Annotated in this window: 34 protein-coding genes; all 34 read right to left on the bottom strand. The window is 44.2% G+C overall.

Going from position 1 to position 22,425, the window contains the following annotated elements:
- Positions 1-47: 47 nt before the first annotated feature.
- Positions 48-440 (bottom strand): 50S ribosomal protein L17, encoded by a 393-nt coding sequence (gene rplQ, locus LIN78_RS09475; protein WP_227180547.1) that lies wholly within the window; start codon positions 438-440, stop codon positions 48-50.
- Between the two features lie 10 nt (positions 441-450).
- Positions 451-1,434, bottom strand: coding sequence for a DNA-directed RNA polymerase subunit alpha (locus tag LIN78_RS09470; RefSeq protein ID WP_227180546.1), 984 nt, complete (start codon positions 1,432-1,434; stop codon positions 451-453).
- A 28-nt stretch (positions 1,435-1,462) separates the two neighbouring features.
- Positions 1,463-2,086, bottom strand: coding sequence for a 30S ribosomal protein S4 (gene rpsD, locus LIN78_RS09465; protein WP_227180545.1), 624 nt, complete (start codon positions 2,084-2,086; stop codon positions 1,463-1,465).
- A gap of 24 nt (positions 2,087-2,110) precedes the next feature.
- Positions 2,111-2,503: a 30S ribosomal protein S11 gene (rpsK, locus tag LIN78_RS09460; RefSeq protein WP_018149798.1), complete on the bottom strand. Its 393-nt coding sequence runs from the start codon at positions 2,501-2,503 to the stop codon at positions 2,111-2,113.
- A gap of 19 nt (positions 2,504-2,522) precedes the next feature.
- Positions 2,523-2,885, bottom strand: a complete 363-nt coding sequence (gene rpsM / locus LIN78_RS09455; RefSeq protein ID WP_227180544.1) for a 30S ribosomal protein S13 — start codon at positions 2,883-2,885, stop codon at positions 2,523-2,525.
- 55 nt (positions 2,886-2,940) lie between these two features.
- Positions 2,941-3,054: a 50S ribosomal protein L36 gene (gene rpmJ, locus LIN78_RS09450; RefSeq protein ID WP_227180543.1), complete on the bottom strand. Its 114-nt coding sequence runs from the start codon at positions 3,052-3,054 to the stop codon at positions 2,941-2,943.
- A 27-nt stretch (positions 3,055-3,081) separates the two neighbouring features.
- On the bottom strand, positions 3,082-3,300 hold the full coding sequence (gene infA / locus LIN78_RS09445; RefSeq protein WP_227180542.1) for a translation initiation factor IF-1: 219 nt from the start codon (positions 3,298-3,300) through the stop codon (positions 3,082-3,084).
- Between the two features lie 15 nt (positions 3,301-3,315).
- A complete protein-coding gene (gene secY / locus LIN78_RS09440; RefSeq protein WP_227180541.1) occupies positions 3,316-4,629 on the bottom strand; it encodes a preprotein translocase subunit SecY in 1,314 nt (437 codons plus the stop codon).
- Positions 4,630-4,637: 8 nt separating this feature from the next.
- Positions 4,638-5,072 carry a 50S ribosomal protein L15 gene (gene rplO, locus LIN78_RS09435; protein WP_227180540.1) on the bottom strand — a complete coding sequence of 145 codons (435 nt, stop codon included), beginning with the start codon at positions 5,070-5,072 and terminating at the stop codon, positions 4,638-4,640.
- A gap of 1 nt (position 5,073) precedes the next feature.
- Positions 5,074-5,259, bottom strand: coding sequence for a 50S ribosomal protein L30 (gene rpmD / locus LIN78_RS09430; RefSeq protein WP_227180539.1), 186 nt, complete (start codon positions 5,257-5,259; stop codon positions 5,074-5,076).
- 6 nt (positions 5,260-5,265) lie between these two features.
- On the bottom strand, positions 5,266-5,772 hold the full coding sequence (gene rpsE, locus LIN78_RS09425) for a 30S ribosomal protein S5 (protein WP_227180538.1): 507 nt from the start codon (positions 5,770-5,772) through the stop codon (positions 5,266-5,268).
- A 12-nt stretch (positions 5,773-5,784) separates the two neighbouring features.
- Positions 5,785-6,138 carry a 50S ribosomal protein L18 gene (rplR, locus tag LIN78_RS09420; protein WP_227180537.1) on the bottom strand — a complete coding sequence of 118 codons (354 nt, stop codon included), beginning with the start codon at positions 6,136-6,138 and terminating at the stop codon, positions 5,785-5,787.
- 13 nt (positions 6,139-6,151) lie between these two features.
- Positions 6,152-6,685, bottom strand: a complete 534-nt coding sequence (gene rplF / locus LIN78_RS09415; protein WP_227180536.1) for a 50S ribosomal protein L6 — start codon at positions 6,683-6,685, stop codon at positions 6,152-6,154.
- A 10-nt stretch (positions 6,686-6,695) separates the two neighbouring features.
- The gene (rpsH, locus tag LIN78_RS09410) at positions 6,696-7,094 is read right to left on the bottom strand and encodes a 30S ribosomal protein S8 (RefSeq protein ID WP_227180535.1); all 399 of its coding nucleotides are present in this window, start codon (positions 7,092-7,094) and stop codon (positions 6,696-6,698) included.
- A gap of 15 nt (positions 7,095-7,109) precedes the next feature.
- Positions 7,110-7,415, bottom strand: coding sequence for a 30S ribosomal protein S14 (gene rpsN / locus LIN78_RS09405; protein WP_227180534.1), 306 nt, complete (start codon positions 7,413-7,415; stop codon positions 7,110-7,112).
- A gap of 7 nt (positions 7,416-7,422) precedes the next feature.
- Positions 7,423-7,962 carry a 50S ribosomal protein L5 gene (rplE, locus tag LIN78_RS09400; protein WP_227180533.1) on the bottom strand — a complete coding sequence of 180 codons (540 nt, stop codon included), beginning with the start codon at positions 7,960-7,962 and terminating at the stop codon, positions 7,423-7,425.
- Positions 7,963-7,964: 2 nt separating this feature from the next.
- Positions 7,965-8,282: a 50S ribosomal protein L24 gene (rplX, locus tag LIN78_RS09395; RefSeq protein ID WP_227180532.1), complete on the bottom strand. Its 318-nt coding sequence runs from the start codon at positions 8,280-8,282 to the stop codon at positions 7,965-7,967.
- 9 nt (positions 8,283-8,291) lie between these two features.
- Entirely contained in the window at positions 8,292-8,660 is a 369-nt protein-coding gene (gene rplN, locus LIN78_RS09390) for a 50S ribosomal protein L14 (RefSeq protein WP_227180531.1), read from the bottom strand.
- Between the two features lie 137 nt (positions 8,661-8,797).
- On the bottom strand, positions 8,798-9,055 hold the full coding sequence (gene rpsQ, locus LIN78_RS09385) for a 30S ribosomal protein S17 (RefSeq protein ID WP_227180530.1): 258 nt from the start codon (positions 9,053-9,055) through the stop codon (positions 8,798-8,800).
- Positions 9,056-9,057: 2 nt separating this feature from the next.
- On the bottom strand, positions 9,058-9,246 hold the full coding sequence (gene rpmC, locus LIN78_RS09380) for a 50S ribosomal protein L29 (RefSeq protein WP_227180529.1): 189 nt from the start codon (positions 9,244-9,246) through the stop codon (positions 9,058-9,060).
- Complete coding sequence (gene rplP, locus LIN78_RS09375) at positions 9,246-9,662, bottom strand: 50S ribosomal protein L16 (RefSeq protein ID WP_227180528.1); 417 nt, start codon at positions 9,660-9,662, stop codon at positions 9,246-9,248. The genes rpmC and rplP overlap by 1 nt, the downstream gene beginning before the upstream one ends.
- The gene (gene rpsC / locus LIN78_RS09370) at positions 9,646-10,347 is read right to left on the bottom strand and encodes a 30S ribosomal protein S3 (protein WP_227180527.1); all 702 of its coding nucleotides are present in this window, start codon (positions 10,345-10,347) and stop codon (positions 9,646-9,648) included. Before rpsC ends, rplP begins: the two co-directional genes overlap by 17 nt.
- A 9-nt stretch (positions 10,348-10,356) precedes the next feature.
- Positions 10,357-10,686: a 50S ribosomal protein L22 gene (rplV, locus tag LIN78_RS09365; protein ID WP_227180526.1), complete on the bottom strand. Its 330-nt coding sequence runs from the start codon at positions 10,684-10,686 to the stop codon at positions 10,357-10,359.
- 9 nt (positions 10,687-10,695) lie between these two features.
- Positions 10,696-10,971, bottom strand: coding sequence for a 30S ribosomal protein S19 (gene rpsS / locus LIN78_RS09360; protein ID WP_018149816.1), 276 nt, complete (start codon positions 10,969-10,971; stop codon positions 10,696-10,698).
- A 5-nt stretch (positions 10,972-10,976) separates the two neighbouring features.
- Positions 10,977-11,810: a 50S ribosomal protein L2 gene (gene rplB / locus LIN78_RS09355; RefSeq protein WP_227180525.1), complete on the bottom strand. Its 834-nt coding sequence runs from the start codon at positions 11,808-11,810 to the stop codon at positions 10,977-10,979.
- Positions 11,811-11,820: 10 nt separating this feature from the next.
- Entirely contained in the window at positions 11,821-12,117 is a 297-nt protein-coding gene (gene rplW / locus LIN78_RS09350) for a 50S ribosomal protein L23 (protein WP_227180601.1), read from the bottom strand.
- A 2-nt stretch (positions 12,118-12,119) separates the two neighbouring features.
- A complete protein-coding gene (gene rplD, locus LIN78_RS09345) occupies positions 12,120-12,740 on the bottom strand; it encodes a 50S ribosomal protein L4 (RefSeq protein WP_227180524.1) in 621 nt (206 codons plus the stop codon).
- Entirely contained in the window at positions 12,740-13,384 is a 645-nt protein-coding gene (gene rplC, locus LIN78_RS09340) for a 50S ribosomal protein L3 (protein WP_227180523.1), read from the bottom strand. Before rplC ends, rplD begins: the two co-directional genes overlap by 1 nt.
- A 98-nt stretch (positions 13,385-13,482) precedes the next feature.
- Positions 13,483-13,794: a 30S ribosomal protein S10 gene (gene rpsJ, locus LIN78_RS09335; protein ID WP_227180522.1), complete on the bottom strand. Its 312-nt coding sequence runs from the start codon at positions 13,792-13,794 to the stop codon at positions 13,483-13,485.
- 12 nt (positions 13,795-13,806) lie between these two features.
- Entirely contained in the window at positions 13,807-14,997 is a 1,191-nt protein-coding gene (tuf, locus tag LIN78_RS09330; RefSeq protein WP_227180510.1) for an elongation factor Tu, read from the bottom strand.
- A gap of 20 nt (positions 14,998-15,017) precedes the next feature.
- Entirely contained in the window at positions 15,018-17,114 is a 2,097-nt protein-coding gene (fusA, locus tag LIN78_RS09325) for an elongation factor G (protein WP_227180521.1), read from the bottom strand.
- A gap of 46 nt (positions 17,115-17,160) precedes the next feature.
- Positions 17,161-17,631 carry a 30S ribosomal protein S7 gene (gene rpsG, locus LIN78_RS09320; protein WP_227180520.1) on the bottom strand — a complete coding sequence of 157 codons (471 nt, stop codon included), beginning with the start codon at positions 17,629-17,631 and terminating at the stop codon, positions 17,161-17,163.
- Positions 17,632-17,736: 105 nt separating this feature from the next.
- On the bottom strand, positions 17,737-18,111 hold the full coding sequence (rpsL, locus tag LIN78_RS09315) for a 30S ribosomal protein S12 (RefSeq protein ID WP_227180519.1): 375 nt from the start codon (positions 18,109-18,111) through the stop codon (positions 17,737-17,739).
- Positions 18,112-18,234: 123 nt separating this feature from the next.
- Complete coding sequence (rpoC, locus tag LIN78_RS09310) at positions 18,235-22,410, bottom strand: DNA-directed RNA polymerase subunit beta' (protein WP_227180518.1); 4,176 nt, start codon at positions 22,408-22,410, stop codon at positions 18,235-18,237.
- Between the last annotated feature and the right edge of the window lie 15 nt (positions 22,411-22,425).

Genomic DNA, 22,425 nt, shown 5'->3' with positions numbered 1-22,425 from the left:
ATAAAAAAGCCCGCTAAGCGGGCTTTTTTATTACCTGAGGTAGCTTATTAAGCTTCAGAATCTTCCACAGCAACAGCTGTATCTGGACGATCTACAAGCTCAACAATAGCCATAGGCGCATTGTCACCTTGACGGAAACCGAACTTCAACACGCGAAGGTAACCACCATTACGTGCTTGGTAACGTGGACCAAGAACATCAAATAGTTTAGTTACAATTTCACGGTCGCGAGTGCGAGAAAACGCTAGACGACGATTAGCCAATGATGGCTTCTTACCTAAAGTAATCAACGGCTCAGCTACACGACGCAGTTCCTTAGCTTTTGGCAATGTAGTTTTGATAACTTCATGCTGCAATAATGCATTTGCTAAGTTACGTAGCATCGCTTGACGATGGCTGGACGTACGATTCAACTTCCTGTTGCCATTACGATGACGCATAATAAAACCCTTAAGCTTTTTCTAAATTAGCAGGTGGCCAGTTCTCTAGCTTAACACCTAGCACTAAGCCTTTAGAAGCCAAGACTTCTTTGATCTCGTTAAGAGATTTACGGCCTAGATTAGGTGTCTTGAGCAATTCTGTCTCAGTACGCTGGATCAAGTCACCAATGTAATAGATGTTCTCAGCTTTCAAACAGTTTGCAGAGCGAACTGTTAACTCTAGATCATCTACTGGGCGCAGAAGAATAGGGTCAAACTGAGGCGCTTCAGGTTGAGCGACTTCAGCAGTAGTACCTTCTAGATCTGCAAACACAGACAACTGATCAACAAGAACTCTTGCTGCGTAGCGAACTGCTTCTTCAGGATCAATTGAACCATTAGTTTCAATATCCATCACCAGTTTATCTAAGTCAGTACGCTGCTCAACACGAGCGCTTTCAACAGCATAACTAACACGACGAACAGGACTAAAAGAAGCATCCAGCAACAATGTTCCTAAAGCACGAGACTCATCACCCTTACCACGATTGTAAGAAGGCTGATAACCACGACCAGCTTCTACACGCACTTCCATCGACAATTTACCATTGTGCGAAAGATTTGCGATAACGTGGTCAGGGTTGATCACTTCTACATCATGGCTCAGCTGAATATCACCAGCGGTAACTGGGCCTTGCCCCTCTTTCTTAAGAGACAATACAACTGAATTACGCCCGTGCAGTTTAAAAACGACACCTTTCAGGTTCAAAAGAATGTCAACAACATCTTCCTGAACACCGTCTAGTGTTGAATATTCATGCACAACACCATCGATTTTGACTTCAGTTACCGCATACCCTGGCATTGAAGACAGAAGAATGCGGCGAAGCGAATTACCCAGCGTGTGCCCATAACCACGCTCGAAAGGTTCCATTACAACTTTTGCATGTTCTGCTGTAAGGTTTTCCACTTCGATAACGCGTGGCTTCAAAAATTCTTGTGCACTGCTATGCATAGTCGTTTCCCAGTAATATCCGGATCAATTACTTGGAATAGTATTCAACAACCAACTGCTCATTGATGTCGCTAGATAATTCAGAGCGATCAGGAGCGGTCTTGAACACACCTTCCATCTTTTTAGAATCAACAGATACCCAAGAAGGGAAACCAATTGACTCTGCTAGTGCAAGCGCTTCAACAATACGTGTTTGCTTTTTCGATTTTTCACGAACAGCAACTACGTCAGTAGCTTTAACTTGATATGAAGCGATGTTTACACATTGGCCATTTACTACAATAGCCTTATGGCTCACTAGCTGACGTGCTTCTGCACGTGTCGAGCCAAAACCCATACGGTAAACAACGTTGTCAAGACGACTTTCCAAAAGCTTTAACAAGTTTTCACCTGTTGAGCCCTTACGGCGAGCAGCTTCTTCGAAATAGCGACGGAATTGACGCTCCAATACACCGTAAATACGGCGAATTTTTTGCTTTTCACGCAACTGTACAGCAAAGTCAGATTGACGCTGACCGCTCTTAGCACCATGTTGGCCAGGAGCAACGTCAATTTTACACTTAGAGTCGATTGAGCGACGAGCGCTCTTCAAAAAGAGGTCAGTGCCTTCCCGGCGGGAAAGTTTACACTTAGGACCGATATATCTTGCCACGAAAATTCTCCAATCGAAAAATGATTAGATGCGACGCTTTTTCGGCGGACGGCAACCATTATGAGGCACCGGCGTCACGTCAGAAATGCTAGTAATCTTGAAACCAAGGGCGTTTAATGCACGAACGGCAGATTCACGACCTGGGCCAGGACCCTTGATACGCACTTCTAGATTTTTTACACCATACTCCTGAGCAACTTTACCAGCATGCTCAGCAGCAACCTGCGCTGCAAACGGAGTACTCTTACGAGAACCCTTAAAACCTGCACCGCCTGCTGTCGCCCAAGACAAAGCATTGCCTTGACGATCAGTAATAGTGATGATTGTGTTGTTGAAAGAAGCGTGAACGTGCACGATACCTTCAGCTACACTTTTCTTCACTTTCTTGCGCACACGCGCAGTTGAAGCCTTAGCCATGAGTAACCCTTACTAATAATTACTTCTTGTTAGCAATAGCCTTACGTGGACCTTTACGTGTACGAGCATTAGTTTTCGTACGCTGACCACGACAAGGTAGACCACGACGATGGCGTAGACCGCGATAGCAACCTAAGTCCATCAAGCGTTTGATACTCATGGTAATTTCACGACGCAAGTCACCCTCTACAGTGAACTTAGCAACTTCGTCACGAAGTTTTTCCATGTCAGCATCGCTAACATCTTTCATTTTGGTGTTGAAAGCAACACCAGCTTTTTCACAAATCAAACGTGCACGAGTACGACCAACACCATAAATGGCTGTCAATGCGATCTCAGCATGCTGATGATTCGGAATATTTACACCGGCAATACGGGCCATAAATCACCCCACGAAAAATCAGAGATTATATACAAACAGGCAACACTTGGTCAAATTAACCTTGACGTTGCTTGTGCCGAGGATCGCTACAAATCACACGAACGATACGATTGCGGCGAATAATTTTGCACTTACGGCAAATTTTCTTTACTGATGCTTGAACGCGCATGATAAATCCTACTTAATTAGCCAAAAATTACTTAGCACGGAATGTAATTCGGGCCTTGGTCAGATCATAAGGTGTCAGTTCTACGGTCACTTTATCGCCTGGTAAAATTTTAATGTAGTGCATTCTCATTTTACCGGAGATGTGACCAAGAATTACATGGCCATTTTCCAACTTGACTCGAAACGTTGCATTTGGAAGGTTTTCAATCACCTCACCCTGCATTTGAATTGTTTCTTCCTTTGCCATAACTGAACCTAATGATTAATTTGAGCCTTTAAAATTGGCTTTCTTCAACAAACTTTCATATTGCTGAGACATTACATGCGCTTGCACTTGGGCCATGAAATCCATGGAAACCACTACAATAATTAGTAGCGAAGTACCACCAAAATAAAAAGGCACACTAAATTGACTCATCAATACTTCAGGTAATAAACAAACTGCAGTTATGTACAGAGCTCCAATAAGCGTTAAACGCAAAATCACAGACTCAATATAGCGACCAGTTTGTTCACCAGGACGAACGCCAGGAAGAACCGCACCACTCTTCTTCAGGTTATCCGCTGTTTCCTTAGGATTAAAAACCAATGCAGTATAAAAATAGCAAAAGAAAATAATCGTGACTGCATATAAAACCATATGCAGAGGCTGACCAGGAACCAGCATTGAAGAAAGATCTTTTAGCCAATAAAATTTTTCATTTGAGCCAAAGAAACCAGCAATAGTTGCAGGGAATAAAAGAATACTCGAAGCAAAAATTGGAGGAATAACACCAGCCATATTAAGTTTTAAAGGCATATGACTAGATTGACCCTGCATCACTCGATTACCAACTTGGCGTCTTTGATAATTAACAATTAACTTTCGCTGCCCTCGTTCAACAAAAACAACAAAAGCGATAATTGCCAATACAATCAAAACCAAGAAAATTACAAACAAAGGAGACATAGATCCCTGACCAACTAAAGTCAGAGTATGCCCAATTGCTGAAGGTAATCCAGATACAATACCAGCGGTAATGAGAACAGAAATGCCGTTACCTAATCCACGTTCAGTAATCTGCTCACCAAGCCACATCATGAACATAGTTCCGGTTACTAAAGCAACTACAGTAGTTAAGTAAAACTCGTATTTACCCACCATCACAAGACCTGGTTGCTTAAAGAGCATGACAGCAATACCAAAACTTTGGAAGCCGCCTAAAACCAGAGTTGCATAACGGGTATATTGAGTAACTTTTCTACGACCTGCCTCACCGTCTTTCTTCAATTCTTTCAATTGCGGCAGTATTTCAGCCGCCAATTGAAAGATAATTGAAGCAGAAATATAAGGTGTAATTCCCAGCGCAAACACTGTAAATCTAGAAAGCGCACCTCCTGAGAACATGTTAAACATGTCTAGCAAGCCACCTCTTTGCGAATCAAAAAGCTTTGTTAGCTCATCAGGATTCACGCCAGGTACAGGTATGTGTGCACCGATTCTGTAAACAATTAAAGCACCTAATAAAAATAGAAGCCTTGCTTTCAGATCGGCAAACTTTCCAGATACAGAAGAAAGCGTATTGGAATTAGCCATATATTTTATTACTCAGCGATAGAGCCGCCAGCTGCTGTAATTGCAGCAGCCGCACCCTTAGTCACCAACAAACCTGAAACTGCATACGCCTTATCAACAGCGCCAGAAAGAATCAGTTTTGCACCTTTTGCACGTCCAGAAACAAGACCAGCTTGTTTCAGAACTAACAAATCGATTTCAGTAACTGGAAGGGTTGCAAGTTCAGACAAACGAACTTCAACAACATCGCCACGAGTCAATGAATTAAAACCACGCTTAGGCAAGCGACGTTGCAAAGGCATTTGACCGCCTTCGAAACCAACTTTATGAAAACCGCCTGCACGAGACTTTTGACCTTTATGACCGCGACCTGCAGTTTTACCTAAACCACTACCGATACCACGACCAACACGACGTTTAGCGTGCTTAGCACCTTCTGCAGGCTTAACTGTATTTAAAAACATATTAGCCCTCACACTTCAGCAGATAATGCACTTTATTGATCATGCCACGGTTTTCTGGTGTATCTAAAACCTCAGATGAACTACCCACACGACGCAAACCTAAACCACGAACACATGCGCGATGAGACTCTAGTCGACCAATAAGGCTTTTAACCAAAGTAACTTTGATTGTTTTCTTTTCAGTCATTTTCTATTACCCCAAAATGTCTTCAACAGACTTGCCACGTTTAGCAGCAATTTCTGATGGTGTAGACATAGCAAGCAATCCATTGATTGTTGCACGAACTACGTTGTAAGGGTTTGTAGAGCCATGGCATTTTGCTGATACATTGTGCACGCCCATTACTTCAAACACTGCACGCATCGCACCACCTGCCTTGATACCAGTACCTTCAGCAGCTGGTTGAATCAACACAGAAGTCGCACCATGACGACCAACAACAGGGTGATGGAAAGTACCATTTTTCATGGTAATTTTAACCATCTTACGGCGAGCCTCTTCCATTGCTTTCTGAACAGCAACAGGAACCTCTTTAGACTTACCTTTACCCATACCAATGCCACCATCACCATCACCAACAACGGTAAGTGCAGCAAAACCTAAGATACGACCACCTTTAACCACTTTAGTAACGCGGTTAACAGAGACCATCTTTTCACGCAAACCTTCGTTGCGATCTTCCAATTCTACCTTGGCCATGATTACCCCTAATTAGAATTCAAGACCATTAGCACGAGCAGCTTCTGCTAATGCCTTTACACGGCCGTGATACTGAAAGCCAGAGCGATCGAATGCAACTTTAGTTACACCAACTGCTTTAGCCTTTTCAGCAATACGCTGACCAATCACTTCAGCAGCTTTGATGTTTCCACCATTAGCAAGCGTTTCACGCACTTCTTTCTCTAAAGAAGAAGCTGAAGCAATTACTGACAATCCATCAGCAGAAATTACTTGAGCATAAATGTGCGTATTAGAACGATACACCGTCAGGCGGATCTGATTCTGATCTGCAATGCGAGCGCGAGTTTTAAGAGCTCGGCGCAGACGAGATTGTTTCTTATCCATGACCAGGTCCTAATTATTTCTTCTTGGTTTCTTTAATAACCACAACTTCATCAGCATAGCGTACGCCCTTACCTTTATAAGGCTCAGGAGAACGGTAAGCACGAATCTCAGCTGCAGCCTGACCGATAGACTGCTTGTTAGCACCCTTTAGGATAATTTCAGACTGAGAAGGAGTTTCTGCTTTTACGCCTTGTGGCAATTTGTAAGCTACAGGGTGTGAAAAACCTAAAGTAAGGTTCAACACATCACCAGCAGCAGCGGCACGATAACCCACACCAACCAATTGAAGTTTCTTTTCGAAACCTGCGCTAACACCTTTTACCATGTTAGCCACTAAAGCACGCAATGTACCAGACATAGCACGTGAGTGTTTAGTTTCTTCTGATGCAGCGAATACCAAGTCAGAGCCTACTTGCTCAACTTTTACCACACCAGTCAATGGCTGTACTAGATTACCCAATGGGCCTTTAACTTCAATTTGAGATGCAGTAATTGCAACAGTAACACCTGCTGGCACTGCAACTGGATTCTTAGCAACGCGTGACATTTATCTCTCCTTACGCCACGATGCACAACAGTTCGCCACCCACGCCAGTTGCGCGAGCTTTACGATCTGTCATAACACCTCTAGAAGTAGAAACAATAGCCACACCTAGACCATTCATGATCTGAGGAATGTCACTTGAACCTTTGTAAACGCGTAGACCTGGCTTAGAAACACGTTCTAAACGTTCAATAACTGGGCGGCCTGCGTAATAACGCAATTCGATGTTCAGCGTGTGCTTGTTGCTTGCATCGTCAGAAACATTGAAACTATCAATGTAACCTTCTTCTTTTAGTACGGCCGCAATAGCAACTTTCAATTTAGAAGATGGCATAGCCACTACTTCTTTACCAGCCTGCTGTGCATTACGAATGCGAGTCAGCATATCCGCAATTGGATCACTCATACTCATATACTGTTACCTCGCTTACCAACTTGCTTTTGTCAGGCCAGGAATTTCGCCGCGGAAAGCAACTTCACGCAGTTTAATACGAGCCAAACCAAATTTACGGAACACACCACGTGGACGACCAGTCAATTGGCAGCGATTACGCTGGCGTACTGGACTTGAATTACGTGGCAAACCTTGCAGCTTGATACGAGCTGCAAAACGCTCTTCTTCTGTCAGAGAATTATTGTTGATAATCTCTAGCAAAGCTGCGCGCTTAGCTGCAAATTTTGCAACCAATTTAGCACGCTTTAATTCGCGATTAATCAAAGCAACCTTTGCCATGACATCCTCAATTCTTAAACGGGAAACGGAAAGCAGCCAATAAAGCACGTGCCTCTTCGTCCGTTTTCGCAGTTGTAGTGATTGTAATGTTCATACCACGCAGAGCGTCGATTTTATCGTAGTCGATCTCTGGGAACATGATCTGTTCCTTAACACCCATATTGTAGTTACCACGACCGTCAAAAGATTTTCCTGACAGACCACGGAAGTCACGAATACGAGGAATCGAAATTGTAATCAAACGATCCAAGAACTCATACATGCGCTCACGGCGCAATGTAACTTTACAACCTACTGGATAGTTGTCACGAATCTTGAAACCAGCAATTGATTTCTTAGACAATGTAACCACTGGTTTTTGACCAGAAAGTTTCTGCATATCGCCAACAGCGAATTCAATTACCTTCTTATCAGCAACTGCCTCACCAACACCCATGTTAAGAGTGATTTTTTCGATGCGAGGCACTTCCATGATTGACTTGTAGCCAAACTGCTTAACCAGCTCAGGCACAATTGTCGATTTGTAAACATCATACAAACGAGCCATTATTACGCCCCAACCTGTTCACCGTTAGATTTGAAAACACGCACTTTCTTTCCATCTTCCAAAAGCTTAAAACCAACACGGTCAGCTTTTTGAGTTGCTGGATTGAATAATGCAACGTTTGAAACATGGATAGGCTTCTCAACAGCTACAATGCCACCTGCCACACCTTTTACAGGATTAGGCTTGACATGTTTTTTGGCTACATTTACGCCTTCTACAACAACGTATCCGTTGTCTAGAATAGACTTAACTACGCCACGCTTACCCTTGTCTTTACCAGCAATGACTAACACATCATCGCTTTTGCGGATCTTTTGCATGGTAACCTCTTAAATAACTTCTGGAGCCAAGGAAACAATTTTCATAAAGCGCTCAGTACGCAACTCACGCGTAACTGGGCCGAAAATACGTGTACCAATAGGCTCTAGTTTATTATTCAGCAACACTGCCGCGTTACCATCAAAACGTACTAGTGAACCATCTGGACGACGAACACCTTTGGCTGTACGAACCACAACTGCATTGTAAACATCACCTTTCTTAACACGACCACGAGGAGCCGCATCTTTGATAGAAACCTTGATGATATCGCCAATAGTTGCGTAACGACGCTTAGAGCCGCCCAAAACCTTGATACACATTACTGAACGTGCACCAGTGTTATCGGCAACATCTAGCCTGCTTTGCATTTGGATCATGATTTATATACTCCAACTTATTCCGGCTGCACCATTGCATTCGGCTAGTTTTGGACCCGTTAAAGGGATGTGGCGCGAAGATCGCGCCACAAAGAACCAGCATTGTACTGCAACCGAATAACGCTTGCAACTACAAATTAACGAGCCTTTTCAACAAGCTCTTTAACTCGCCATGTTTTGGTTTTTGACAACGGGCGACTCTCTTCGATAATCACCACATCACCAATACCAAATTCATTGTTCTCATCATGAGCATGGTATTTCTTAGAAAGACGAATAACCTTGCCATAAAGAGGGTGTTTTACACGGCGTTCAACCAAGACGGTAACAGTCTTATCCATCTTATCGCTAACTACACGACCAGTTAATGCGCGGATAATTTTGCTATCACTCATTTTCACACCGCTTTCTGCTTAAGAACTGTGCGTACGCGCGCAATATCACGACGCACTTTACGAAGCTCACTTGTTTTCGACAACTGCTGAGTTGCGTGCTGCATACGCAGTCCAAATTGAGCCTTCAATAAAGAGATCAATTCTTCTTGCAACTCAGAGACACTTTTTGAAGTCAAATCTGAAGCTTTCATTATTGCCCCACCATTCTAACTACGAAAGTTGTAGCAAAAGGAAGTTTAGCTGCAGCAAGACGGAATGCCTCACGAGCCAACTCTTCACTTACACCATCCATCTCGTACAATACTTTACCAGGTTGGATTTCAGCTACCCAGTACTCTGGACTACCTTTACCATTACCCATACGAACTTCAGCTGGCTTAGAGCTGATCGGCTTATCAGGAAACACGCGAATCCAGATACGTCCACCACGCTTAATGTGACGGGTCATAGCACGACGAGCAGCCTCGATTTGACGAGCAGTTAAACGACCACGACCAGTAGCCTTTAAACCAAACTCACCAAAACTTACTGAAGCACCACGAGTAGCAACACCAGTATTACGACCTTTTTGTTGCTTACGGAATTTTGTTCTAGTTGGTTGCAGCATGCTTAGCCCCCGACTTACGAGATTTCTTCTCTGGCTCTACTGCAGCAACAACAGGTTGAGAACCTTGTTCGCCTTTATAGACCCAAACTTTAATACCAATAATACCGTAGGTAGTTTTGGCTTCTGAAGTAGCATAGTCAATATCAGCACGAAGAGTATGCAAAGGCACACGTCCTTCACGATACCATTCAGTACGCGCAATATCGATACCATTTAGACGGCCAGAACTCATGATTTTGATACCCTGAGCACCTAGACGCATTGCATTCTGCATAGCACGCTTCATTGCACGACGGAACATCACGCGCTTTTCAAGCTGAGCAGCAATACTATCCGCAATTAGCTGAGAATCTAATTCTGGCTTACGAACTTCTTCGATATTCACGTGAACAGGCACACCTAGCAATTTTTGCAGGTCAGCGCGCAACACCTCAATATCTTCACCTTTTTTACCAATTACAACACCAGGACGTGCACTGTGAATGGTAATTTTTGCATTTTTTGCTGGACGCTCAATAACAATACGAGCAACAGCTGCGTGCGCCAATTTCTTCTTCAGATATTCACGAACCTTGATATCTTCGTTCAACATAGCGCCGAAGTTACGACTACTAGCGTACCACTTAGAAGACCAGTTTTTGGTCACTGCCAGTCGGAACCCGGTTGGATGAATTTTCTGTCCCATGGTTATTCCTTACTCACCAACAGTTAGCGTAACGTGACAAGTTTGCTTCTCGATACGGTTTCCACGACCCTTAGCACGGGCAGAGAAACGCTTCAAAGAAGGTCCTTTATCAACATAAATAGTAGTAATCTTCAGCGTATCGATATCCGCACCTTCATTGTGCTCTGCATTTGCAATCGCAGACTCTAGAAGTGCACGAATCAATTCAGCACCTTTTTTAGGTGAGAACTGAAGAATATTCAAAGCTTGGTCAACAGATTTACCACGAACCAAGTCAGCCACCAGTCGGCACTTTTGCGCTGACAGGCGGGCATTTTTCAAGACAGCAGAAACTTGCATAAAACCCCCTTAACGCTTAGCCTTTTTATCGGCAGCATGACCTTTAAATGTTCGAGTCAAAGCAAACTCGCCCAATTTGTGACCAACCATGTTTTCGTTAACATAAACTGGAACATGTTGACGACCGTTGTGAACAGCGATTGTCAGACCAACAAAATCAGGAAGAATTGTTGAACGACGAGACCAAGTTTTGATTGGACGCTTATCATTAGTCGAACGCACGGTTTCCACTTTCTTCAGCAGATGGCCATCGACAAATGGGCCTTTCTTAATAGAACGTGCCATGAAAATTACCCTTTATTCGAATAACGACGACGCACGATCATATTAGAAGTGCGTTTGTTGCTACGTGTACGTAGACCCTTGGTTTTTTGACCCCATGGGCTAACCGGATGACGACCAGCAGAAGTACGTCCTTCACCACCACCGTGTGGGTGATCAATAGGGTTCATAGCCACGCCACGAACTGTAGGACGAATACCCAACCAGCGCATTACACCAGCCTTGCCGTATGAACGCAGGTTATGCTCTTCATGACCCACTTCACCGATGGTTGCGCGGCAGTCAACATGAACCTTACGGATCTCACCTGAACGAAGACGCAACTGAGCGTACAAACCTTCACGAGCTAGCAACTGAACCGAAGTACCAGCAGAGCGTGCCAACTGGGCACCTTTACCAGGCTTCATTTCGATACAACAAATAGTAGAACCTACTGGAATATTGCGCAAAGGCAGTGCATTACCCACCTTGATAGGCGCCTCAGAACCGCTCATTACCTGAGCACCAGCCTTTAGACCTTTGTTAGCAATAATGTAACGACGCTCGCCATCTGCATAGCAGACCAAAGCAATGTGCGCAGTACGGTTTGGATCGTATTCGATACGCTCAACAACCGCAGGAATTCCATCCTTGTTACGACGAAAATCGATTACGCGATAATGTTGCTTATGACCACCACCCATATGACGGGTAGTAATGTGACCATTATTATTACGACCAGCTGTCTTAGTCTTACGCTCAAGCAATGCTGCGTGTGGACGACCTTTGTACAGCTCTGGCGTTACGACCTTAACAACAGCACGACGACCTGCTGATGTCGGTTTAACTTTAACGATTGGCATAACCTACTCCTCACTCACCGGCCGCGAAGTTAATCTCTTGACCAGGCTTCAAGCAAACAAATGCTTTCTTCCAGTCTTTGCGACGACCAACTGTACGGCCAAAGCGTTTCTGCTTGCCTTTCATATTGATCACTTGAACAGACTCAACCTGAACTTTAAACAGCATTTCTACTGCCGCTTTAATTTCTGGCTTAGTTGCATCAGTTGTCACCTTGAAAACAACTTGCTCATATTTTTCAGCAATACGAGTGCTTTTTTCAGAAACTTGTGGCGCCAACAAAACCTGATATAGACGTTCTTGACTCAAGCTCATGCTAACAACTCCTCAAAACGCTTAACCGCATCACGAGTTAGCACAACTTTGTCATACTTAACCAGACTAACTGGATCCGCTTCACGAACTTCCAACACCAAGGCATTAGCTACATTGCGTGATGACAAAAATAAGTTCTCGTCGATTTGATCAGCAACAAACAGTGCGCTATCAAGACCCAAAGACTTCAATTTACCAGCGAAGATTTTGGTTTTTGGTGCATCAACAGCAAGCGTATCAAGCACAACCAAACGCTCTTCACGAACCAATTGAGACAAGATAACCGCAACACCTGCACGATACATTTTACGGTTTACTTTTTGTGTAAAGTTTTCCTCTGGAGAATTAGGGAAAATCTTACCACCCCCACGCCAAATTGGGCTTGACGCCATACCAGCACGTGCACGGCCGGTACCTTTTTGACGGAAAGGTTTACGAGTAGACTTAGCAATCTCACTACGACCTTTTTGAGCGCGATTGCCTGAGCGGCCATTTGCGCGATACGCAGTAATAATTTGATGCACTAAATCTTCATTATAGTCACGTGCAAACAATGCATCAGAAACATCCAACGCACCAACAACTGCACCTGAATCGTTAACAACTTTCAATTCCATTATGCACCCGCCTTCACAGCTGGACGAATCACAACACGCCCTTCTTTTGAGCCAGGGACAGCACCCTTAACCAAAAGCAATTGACGCTCCACATCTACACGCACAACTTCTAGATTCTGCACTGTACGCTTTACATTACCGTACTGACCAGCCATACGCTTACCAGGGAAAACACGACCTGGATCCTGCGCTTGACCAATTGAACCTGGAGAATTATGAGAGATAGAGTTACCGTGAGAAGCACGGTTAGAGCTAAAGTTGTGACGCTTGATAGCACCAGAAAAACCTTTACCAAGACTAGTACCAGTCACATCGACCAACTGTCCTGCAGCAAAAATTTCAACTGACAACACCTGTCCAGGCTGCAAAGAAGCCAAAGCCTCTGCATCCAATGGAAACTCAACTAATTCGCGAGCAGCTTCAACACCTGCTTTTGCAAAATGTCCTGCCAACGCCTTATTTACACGGCTAGCCTTTTGCTCACCTGCTGCAACTTGCACAGCAGAATAACCATCGGTTGCTAGCGTTTTAATTTGTGCCACGCGGTTTTTAGACACATCAAGCACTGTTACCGGGATAGAAATTCCATCATCAGCAAAAATGCGAGTCATGCCAACCTTGCGACCAACAAGTCCTAGACTCATATTAATTTCCTTTTCAGGTTCGGTTACGATTGACCGAATAATAAAGAAAAACGGGCTCACTTTAGGAGTGAGCCCGCTATTCTAACTACAAATCAAATTTATTGCAACTTGATTTCTACATCTACACCAGCTGGCAAATCCAACTTCATCAATGCGTCAACAGTTTTATCCGTTGGGTCAACAATATCCATTAGACGCATATGAGTTCTAATCTCAAACTGATCTCGCGATGTTTTGTTTACGTGCGGTGAACGCAAGATATCAAAACGCTCGATTTTTGTTGGCAACGGAACCGGACCTTTTACAACAGCACCAGTGCGCTTTGCAGTATCAACAATCTCTTGAGCAGAACGATCAATTAACTGATAATCGAAAGCTTTTAATCTGATACGAATTTTTTGGCTTTGCATCATTAACTCCAATTACTCGATGATCTTAGCAACAACGCCCGCACCTACGGTACGACCACCTTCACGAATAGCAAAACGCAAACCGTCTTCCATCGCGATCGGAGCAATCAAAGCAACTTTGATTGACACGTTATCACCTGGCATCACCATTTCTGTACCTTCTGGCAATTCAACTGCACCAGTTACGTCTGTTGTACGGAAGTAGAACTGTGGACGATAGCCATTGAAGAATGGTGTATGACGACCACCTTCATCTTTAGACAACACGTAAACTTCTGCGCTGAATTTTGTGTGTGGGTTGATAGATGCTGGCTTAGCCAATACTTGACCGCGCTCAACGTCTTCACGCTTTGTACCACGCAACAATACACCAACGTTATCACCAGCTTGACCTTGATCCAACAACTTACGGAACATTTCAACACCGGTACATGTTGTTTTCTGAGTTGCTTTCAGACCAACAATCTCAACTTCTTCACCAACTTTAACGATACCACGCTCAATACGGCCGGTAACCACTGTACCACGACCAGAAATTGAGAATACATCTTCAACTGGCATCAAGAAAGTACCATCAACTGCACGCTCTGGCTCTGGAATATAAGAATCCAAAGCTTCAGCTAGCTTGTGAATTGCTGGCTCGCCGTATTGACCTTGATCACCTTCCAACGCCAACTTAGCAGAACCGATAACGATTGGAGTATCATCACCTGGGAAGTCGTAGCTAGATAGCAATTCACGAACTTCCATCTCAACCAACTCTAGCAACTCAGCATCATCAACCATGTCTGCTTTGTTCAAGAACACGATGATGTATGGAACACCAACCTGACGAGCCAACAAGATGTGCTCGCGAGTTTGTGGCATAGGACCATCAGCTGCCGAACATACTAGAATCGCGCCATCCATCTGCGCTGCACCAGTAATCATGTTCTTAACATAGTCAGCGTGACCTGGGCAGTCAACGTGAGCGTAGTGACGTGTTTCTGTCTCATACTCTACGTGTGCTGTGTTAATCGTAATACCACGCGCCTTTTCTTCTGGCGCGCTATCAATCTGATCGTAACCCTTAGCTTCGCCACCAAATTTCTTAGAAAGAATTGTAGTGATCGCTGCTGTCAATGTAGTTTTACCATGGTCAACGTGACCGATAGTACCTACGTTTACGTGCGGCTTCGTCCGCGTGAATTTTTCCTTAGCCATTTGCCATATCCTTTATTAAATTATTTCTTGCTGTTTACAACAGCTTCAGCCACGTTACGCGGAGCCTCTGAATAGTGTTTGAATTCCATTGAGTAGGTTGCACGACCCTGCGACATAGAGCGCAGTGTAGTTGAGTAACCAAACATTTCAGACAACGGAACTTCAGCCTTAATCATTTTACCACCAGCCGGATTGTCATCCATACCCTGAATAATACCGCGACGTGATGACAAGTCACCCATGATATCACCCATGTATTCTTCTGGTGTTTCAATCTCAACCGCCATCATTGGCTCTAGCAGCACCGGCTGCGCCTTACGCATACCATCTTTGAAAGCCATTGAAGCAGCTAATTCGAACGCCAACTGAGACGAGTCAACATCGTGGTATGAACCAAAGATCAAGCGCGCACGAACATCCACAACCGGATATCCAGCCACCACACCGTTCTTCAATGTATCTTGAATACCTTTGTCGCAAGACGGGATAAATTCACGAGGAATTACACCACCCTTGATCTCATCAACAAACTCGTAGCCACCACCTTCACCCATTGGCTCAAGCTTCAGTACAACGTGACCGTACTGACCCTTACCACCAGACTGCTTAACGTGTTTCGCTTCACTCTCAACAGATTGGCGAATAGTTTCACGGTAAGCAACTTGAGGCGCACCAACGTTCGCTTCAACACTGAATTCACGCTTCATACGGTCAACAATAATCTCAAGGTGCAATTCACCCATACCTGAAATAATTGTCTGGCCAGACTCTTCATCTGTACGAACACGGAATGAAGGATCTTCTTTTGCCAAGCGACCCAATGCAAAACCCATTTTTTCTTGGTCAGCTTTTGTCTTCGGCTCAACAGCCACGTGAATTACTGGCTCAGGGAACTCCATGCGCTCAAGGGTAATCACTTTATCCAAATCGCAAAGTGTCTCGCCAGTAGTCACATCCTTCAGACCAATGGCCGCGGCAATATCACCTGCACGAACTTCTTCGATCTCTTTACGATCCGCTGCATGCATCTGAACAATACGACCAATACGTTCTTTCTTACCCTTCACAGAGTTGTAAACTGTATCACCAGACTTAACAACACCAGAATACACACGGAAGAAGGTTAACTGACCAACGTACGGATCATTCATTAGCTTAAATGCCAATGAAGAGAATGGCTCGCTATCCTGCGCCTTACGCTCAGCAGGGGTACCATCTTCATTCTCACCTTTAACCGGTGGAATGTCTGTTGGTGCTGGCAAGAATTCAATAACGGCATCAAGCATAGCCTGAACACCTTTATTTTTAAAAGCTGTACCACAAAGCATTGGAATGATTTCGCAACCAATAGTGCGATGGCGAATACCAGCTTTGATATCTTCAACAGACAAATCACCTTCTTCAAGGTATTTATTCATCATTTCTTCTGAAGACTCAGCTGCAGCCTCGACCATTTTCTCGCGCCATTCATTAGCTTCGTCAGCCAAGTCAGCAGGAATGTCACGCAATTCAAACTTCATACCTTGAGAAGCATCATCCCAGTAGACAGCTTTCATGCTGATCAAGTCGATCACGCCTTCAAACTTGTCTTCCGCACCGATAGGTACCTGCAATGGCACAGGGTTAGCTTTCAAGCGTTGACGCATTTGATCATGCACACGGAAGAAGTTTGCACCCTGGCGGTCCATTTTATTAACAAAAGCAAGGCGAGGAACACCATACTTGTTTGCTTGACGCCATACAGTTTCAGACTGCGGCTGAACACCACCCACAGCACAATACACCATACATGCGCCATCAAGCACACGCATTGAACGCTCAACTTCAATTGTGAAGTCTACGTGTCCTGGGGTATCAATAATGTTGATGTGATGCTCTGGAAAACGGCCATCCATACCTTTCCAGTAACAAGTTGTAGCAGCAGAGGTAATAGTAATACCACGCTCCTGCTCTTGTTCCATCCAGTCCATGGTCGCTGCACCGTCATGAACCTCACCAATTTTGTGAGACACACCGGTATAAAATAAAATACGTTCTGTCGTAGTTGTTTTACCAGCATCAATGTGAGCACTGATACCAATATTACGATAACGTTCGATAGGGGTTTTACGTGCCACGGCTCGCTACCTTATCCAATAGTTAAAAATCTTTACTTGCTATTGCTTAGAAGCGATAGTGTGCAAACGCCTTGTTAGCTTCAGCCATACGGTGAACTTCGTCACGCTTTTTCATCGCGCCGCCACGGCCTTCAGCCGCATCCAATAGCTCACCAGCAAGACGCTGACCCATAGACTTTTCACCACGCTTACGTGCTGCTTCGCGAATCCAACGCATCGCCAATGCCATACGACGAGAAGGACGAACTTCAACAGGCACCTGGTAGTTTGCACCACCGACGCGACGACTTTTCACCTCAACAATAGGTTTTGCATTGCCGATTGCTTGAGTAAACACTTCCAAAGCATCTTTACCGGTCTTTTTCTCAATCTGCTCTAACGCACCATAAACAATGCGCTCTGCTACAGATTTCTTGCCATCTTCCATGATTACATTCATGAATTTAGACAAGTCTTTGTTACCGAACTTTGGATCCGGCAATACCTCACGTTTCGGTACTTCGCGACGACGTGGCATGTTACTTCCTCTCAAATTAATTCAGTTGAGCTAACGCTCAAAATCTACATCAGTAGATCACTTACTCGACGAATAGATTCGCCTATCTGTCAAAACGACCAGCAATTAAGCCTTAGGACGCTTTGCACCATATTTAGAACGTGACTGCTTACGATCTTTAACACCTGCAGTATCCAAGCTACCACGAACTGTGTGATAACGAACACCTGGCAAATCTTTTACACGACCACCACGGATCAATACAACAGAGTGCTCTTGCAAGTTGTGGCCTTCACCACCAATGTAAGAAATCACTTCAAAACCGTTAGTTAGACGCACTTTACATACTTTACGCAAAGCAGAGTTTGGCTTTTTAGGTGTTGTTGTGTAAACACGTGTACATACACCGCGCTTTTGTGGGCATGCATTTAATGCAGGCACCTTGCTTTTCACCACTTCACTTTTACGTGGCTTGCGAACAAGCTGGTTAATTGTTGGCATTGTTTCTTCCTAAATATAAAAACACGGCGAATAAAAAATTCCGCCGAATCTAAAGGTCAAAGATTTTAGCCCCCGGCAAAGTTCCATGTCAAGAACCATGCAAGGGGCCAAAGGCTTTTCACTTTATTCTGTTACTTCTACGTCAACTTCTTGGGTAGATTGAACTTCTTGATTTTCAACTGCTTCGGCACGATGTCTAGCACTGTGGTATGCCAAACCTGTACCTGCTGGGATCAATCGACCAACGATTACGTTTTCTTTCAATCCACGTAAGTCATCTTTCTTGCCCATGATCGCAGCTTCAGTCAACACGCGAGTTGTTTCCTGGAACGACGCAGCAGAAATGAAAGAGTCAGTTGATAGAGATGCCTTAGTAATACCTAGTAGAATATTTTCATATTCTGCCGGTTCTCTTCCTTCTGCAACTGCTTTTTCATTTTGAATTAATACGTCAGCACGCTCTACTTGCTCACCCTGAATAAAGGCGGTTTCACCAGAGTTTGAAATGATAACGCGACGAAGCATCTGACGAACAATTACTTCAATGTGCTTATCGTTAATTTTCACACCCTGCAGACGGTAAACCTCTTGAACCTCTTCAGTAATGTAGCGAGATAGTGCTTCGATACCTTGCAAGCGCAAGATGTCATGCGGATCTACTGGGCCGTCGACAATCGTTTCACCTTTATTTACCACTTGACCATCATGTACTAATACATGCTTGTCTTTTGGAATCAGGTACTCATGTGCAACACCATCAAGATCTGTCAATACTAGACGTTGTTTACCTTTGGTATCTTTACCAAATGAAACTGTTCCAGTAATTTCTGCCAACATACCTGCATCTTTTGGTGAACGAGCTTCAAACAACTCTGCAACACGCGGTAGACCACCGGTAATATCACGAGTCTTTGAAGACTCTTGTGGAATACGTGCAAGCACATCACCAACATTTACAGACTGACCATCTTTAACAGAAATAATACATCCTACTTGGAATGTAATATTTACTGATGTATCTGTACCTGTCAGCTTAACTTCGTTACCTTGTTCATCTAGCAGTTTAACCTGTGGGCGAACACCTTTTGTAGAGCCAGCTCTACGCTTAGGATCGATAACAACCAATGTTGAAAGACCTGTTACTTCGTCAATCTGCTTAGCAACAGTTACACCTTCTTCAACGTTTTCAAACTTAACTTGACCAGCGTACTCAGTAATAATTGGACGTGTGTGCGGATCCCATGTTGCCAGTACTTGACCAGCCTTCACCACTGCACCATCAATTACTTGCAAAGTAGCTCCATAAGGCACTTTGTGACGCTCACGCTCACGACCACTATCTTCGGTAATGACCACTTCACCGGAACGTGAAATCGCAACCAACTCACCTTTAGCGCTCGTTACATAACGCATATTGGCAAAGCGAACGATACCATTAGACTTAGTCTCAACTTGGCTAGCCATCGCCGCACGAGACGCTGCACCACCGATGTGGAACGTACGCATTGTAAGCTGAGTACCTGGTTCACCAATTGACTGCGCAGCAACCACACCAACGGCTTCACCTACGTTTACGATGTGCCCACGACCTAGATCACGACCATAACACTTAGCACATAGACCATAGCGTGTTTCACATGTCAGCGCGGTACGGACCTTCACTTCATCGACACCAATTGCTTCGATCTGCTCAACTTCATCTTCACCAAGCAAAGTACCAGCTTCGAATACTGTCTCACCACTCTCTGGGTTTACAACATCAGTTGCGGCGACACGACCTAGAATACGATCACGTAGCGCCTCAAGAACGTCACCGCCTTGTACAACGGCTTTCATTGCCACACCATTCTTAGTGCCGCAATCCTGCTCAATTACTACTAAATCTTGTGTCACATCCACTAGACGACGTGTTAAGTAACCAGAGTTCGCTGTTTTCAGTGCCGTATCCGCCAAACCTTTACGTGCACCGTGAGTAGAAATAAAGTACTGTAGAACGTTCAGACCTTCACGGAAGTTTGAGGTAATCGGCGTTTCAATAATCGAACCATCCGGCTTGGCCATCAAACCACGCATACCTGCCAACTGACGAATCTGAGCTGCAGAACCACGGGCACCTGAGTCAGCCATCATGTAAATCGCATTGAACGACTCTTGATCGACAGTATTGCCTTCTTTATCTACAACTTTTTCTGTCTTCAGCGCAGACATCATCGCATTAGCTACGCGATCCCCTGCACGACCCCAGATATCCACCACTTTGTTGTAACGTTCACCTTGTGTCACAAGACCCGAAGTGTATTGTGCCTGAATTTCGTTAACTTCTTTTTCTGCCTCTGCAAGTAGCTTCTGCTTATCTGTAGGAATCAGCATGTCATCGATACAGATTGAAATACCAGCACGGGTTGCATAAGTGAAACCGGTGTACATCAATTGATCAGCAAAAATCACCGTATCACGTAACCCACAACGGCGGAATGAAGCGTTAATCAGCTTTGAAATTTCTTTCTTTTTCAGCGCTTTATTCACGTAAGTGAACGGCATGCCTTTAGGTAAAATTTCAGAAAGAATAGCGCGACCGACAGTTGTTTCGTAACGAGAAATCTTTAATTCGAACTCATCTTCTTCGTTACGAATCCACTCACGAATACGTACTTTAATACGAGTATTTAGTTCGATTACTTTATTTTCATAGGCACGGATTGCTTCAGCAACATCAGCAAATGCCATACCTTCACCACGACCATTTACTTTATCTCTCGTGATGTAGTAGAGACCCAACACAATATCCTGAGAAGGAACAATAATTGGATCACCGTTACTTGGAGATAGCACATTATTTGAAGCCAGCATCAATGTGCGTGCTTCCATTTGCGCTTCTAGAGACAACGGTACGTGCACAGCCATTTGGTCACCGTCAAAGTCGGCGTTAAATGCTGAACAAACTAGAGGGTGCAACTGAATTGCTTTACCCTCAATTAGTACTGGCTCAAATGCTTGAATACCTAAACGGTGTAGAGTAGGCGCACGGTTTAGCAGAATCGGATGTTCACGAATGACTTCTTCAAGAATATCCCAAACCACAGGAGTTTCTTGCTCAACTTCACGCTTCGCCGCTTTGATTGTGGTAGCAATACCTAGCGCTTCTAGTTTATGGAAAATGAATGGCTTGAATAATTCAAGCGCCATCTTCTTCGGAAGACCACATTGGTGTAAACGTAACTGTGGTCCAACCACAATTACCGAACGACCAGAATAGTCAACACGCTTACCTAGCAAGTTTTGACGGAAACGACCGCCCTTACCTTTAATCATATCGGCAAGAGACTTCAACGGACGCTTATTCGCACCAGTCATTGCCTTACCGCGACGACCGTTGTCTAACAATGAGTCGACCGCTTCTTGCAACATACGTTTTTCGTTACGTACGATAATTTCAGGCGCCTTCAACTCTAACAGGCGTTTTAAACGATTGTTACGGTTGATTACGCGACGATAAAGATCGTTTAGGTCAGAAGTTGCAAAACGGCCACCATCCAATGGAACCAATGGGCGTAGATCTGGAGGTAATACAGGAAGCACCTCCATTACCATCCAATCTGGTTTAATGCCAGAACGCTGGAAAGCCTCAAGCACTTTCAAACGTTTTGCAATTTTCTTAATTTTAGTATCTGAACCAGTTGCGGCTAACTCGCGACGTAGCTTTTCAACCTCAGACTCTAGATCAATAGCGCGAAGTAAATCACGAACGCCTTCTGCACCCATTACAGCACGGAACTCATCACCGTACTCTTCAACTTTGTCTAGATAATCTTCCTCAGTCAACAACTGTGCTTTGCTGAGCGGCGTCAGACCTGGTTCGATCACAACGTATGCTTCAAAGTACAATACACGTTCGATATCACGTAGAGTCATATCTAAAACCATACCTAAACGAGAAGGTAATGATTTTAGGAACCAAATATGAGCCGTAGGTGAAGCTAACTCGATGTGACCCATGCGATCACGACGAACTTTAGCTAAAGTAACCTCTACGCCACATTTTTCGCAAATAACACCACGATGTTTTAAACGCTTATATTTCCCGCACAAGCACTCGTAATCCTTAATAGGACCAAAAATACGAGCACAAAATAGGCCATCACGCTCAGGCTTGAATGTACGATAGTTGATAGTCTCAGGCTTTTTAACTTCACCGAAAGACCATGAGCGGATTTTCTCAGGCGAAGCTAAGCCAATCTTAATGGCATCAAACTCTTCGTCTTGTGTTACTTGCTTGAATAAATCGAGCAAACCTTTCATATATCCTCCACATAG

Source organism: Leeia speluncae, assembly GCF_020564625.1.
In the GTDB taxonomy this organism is placed as follows: Bacteria; Pseudomonadota; Gammaproteobacteria; order Burkholderiales; family Leeiaceae; genus Leeia; species Leeia speluncae.
The sequence above is the reverse complement of the archived record's forward strand: the minus strand, read 5'-3'. Positions and strand labels throughout refer to the sequence as shown.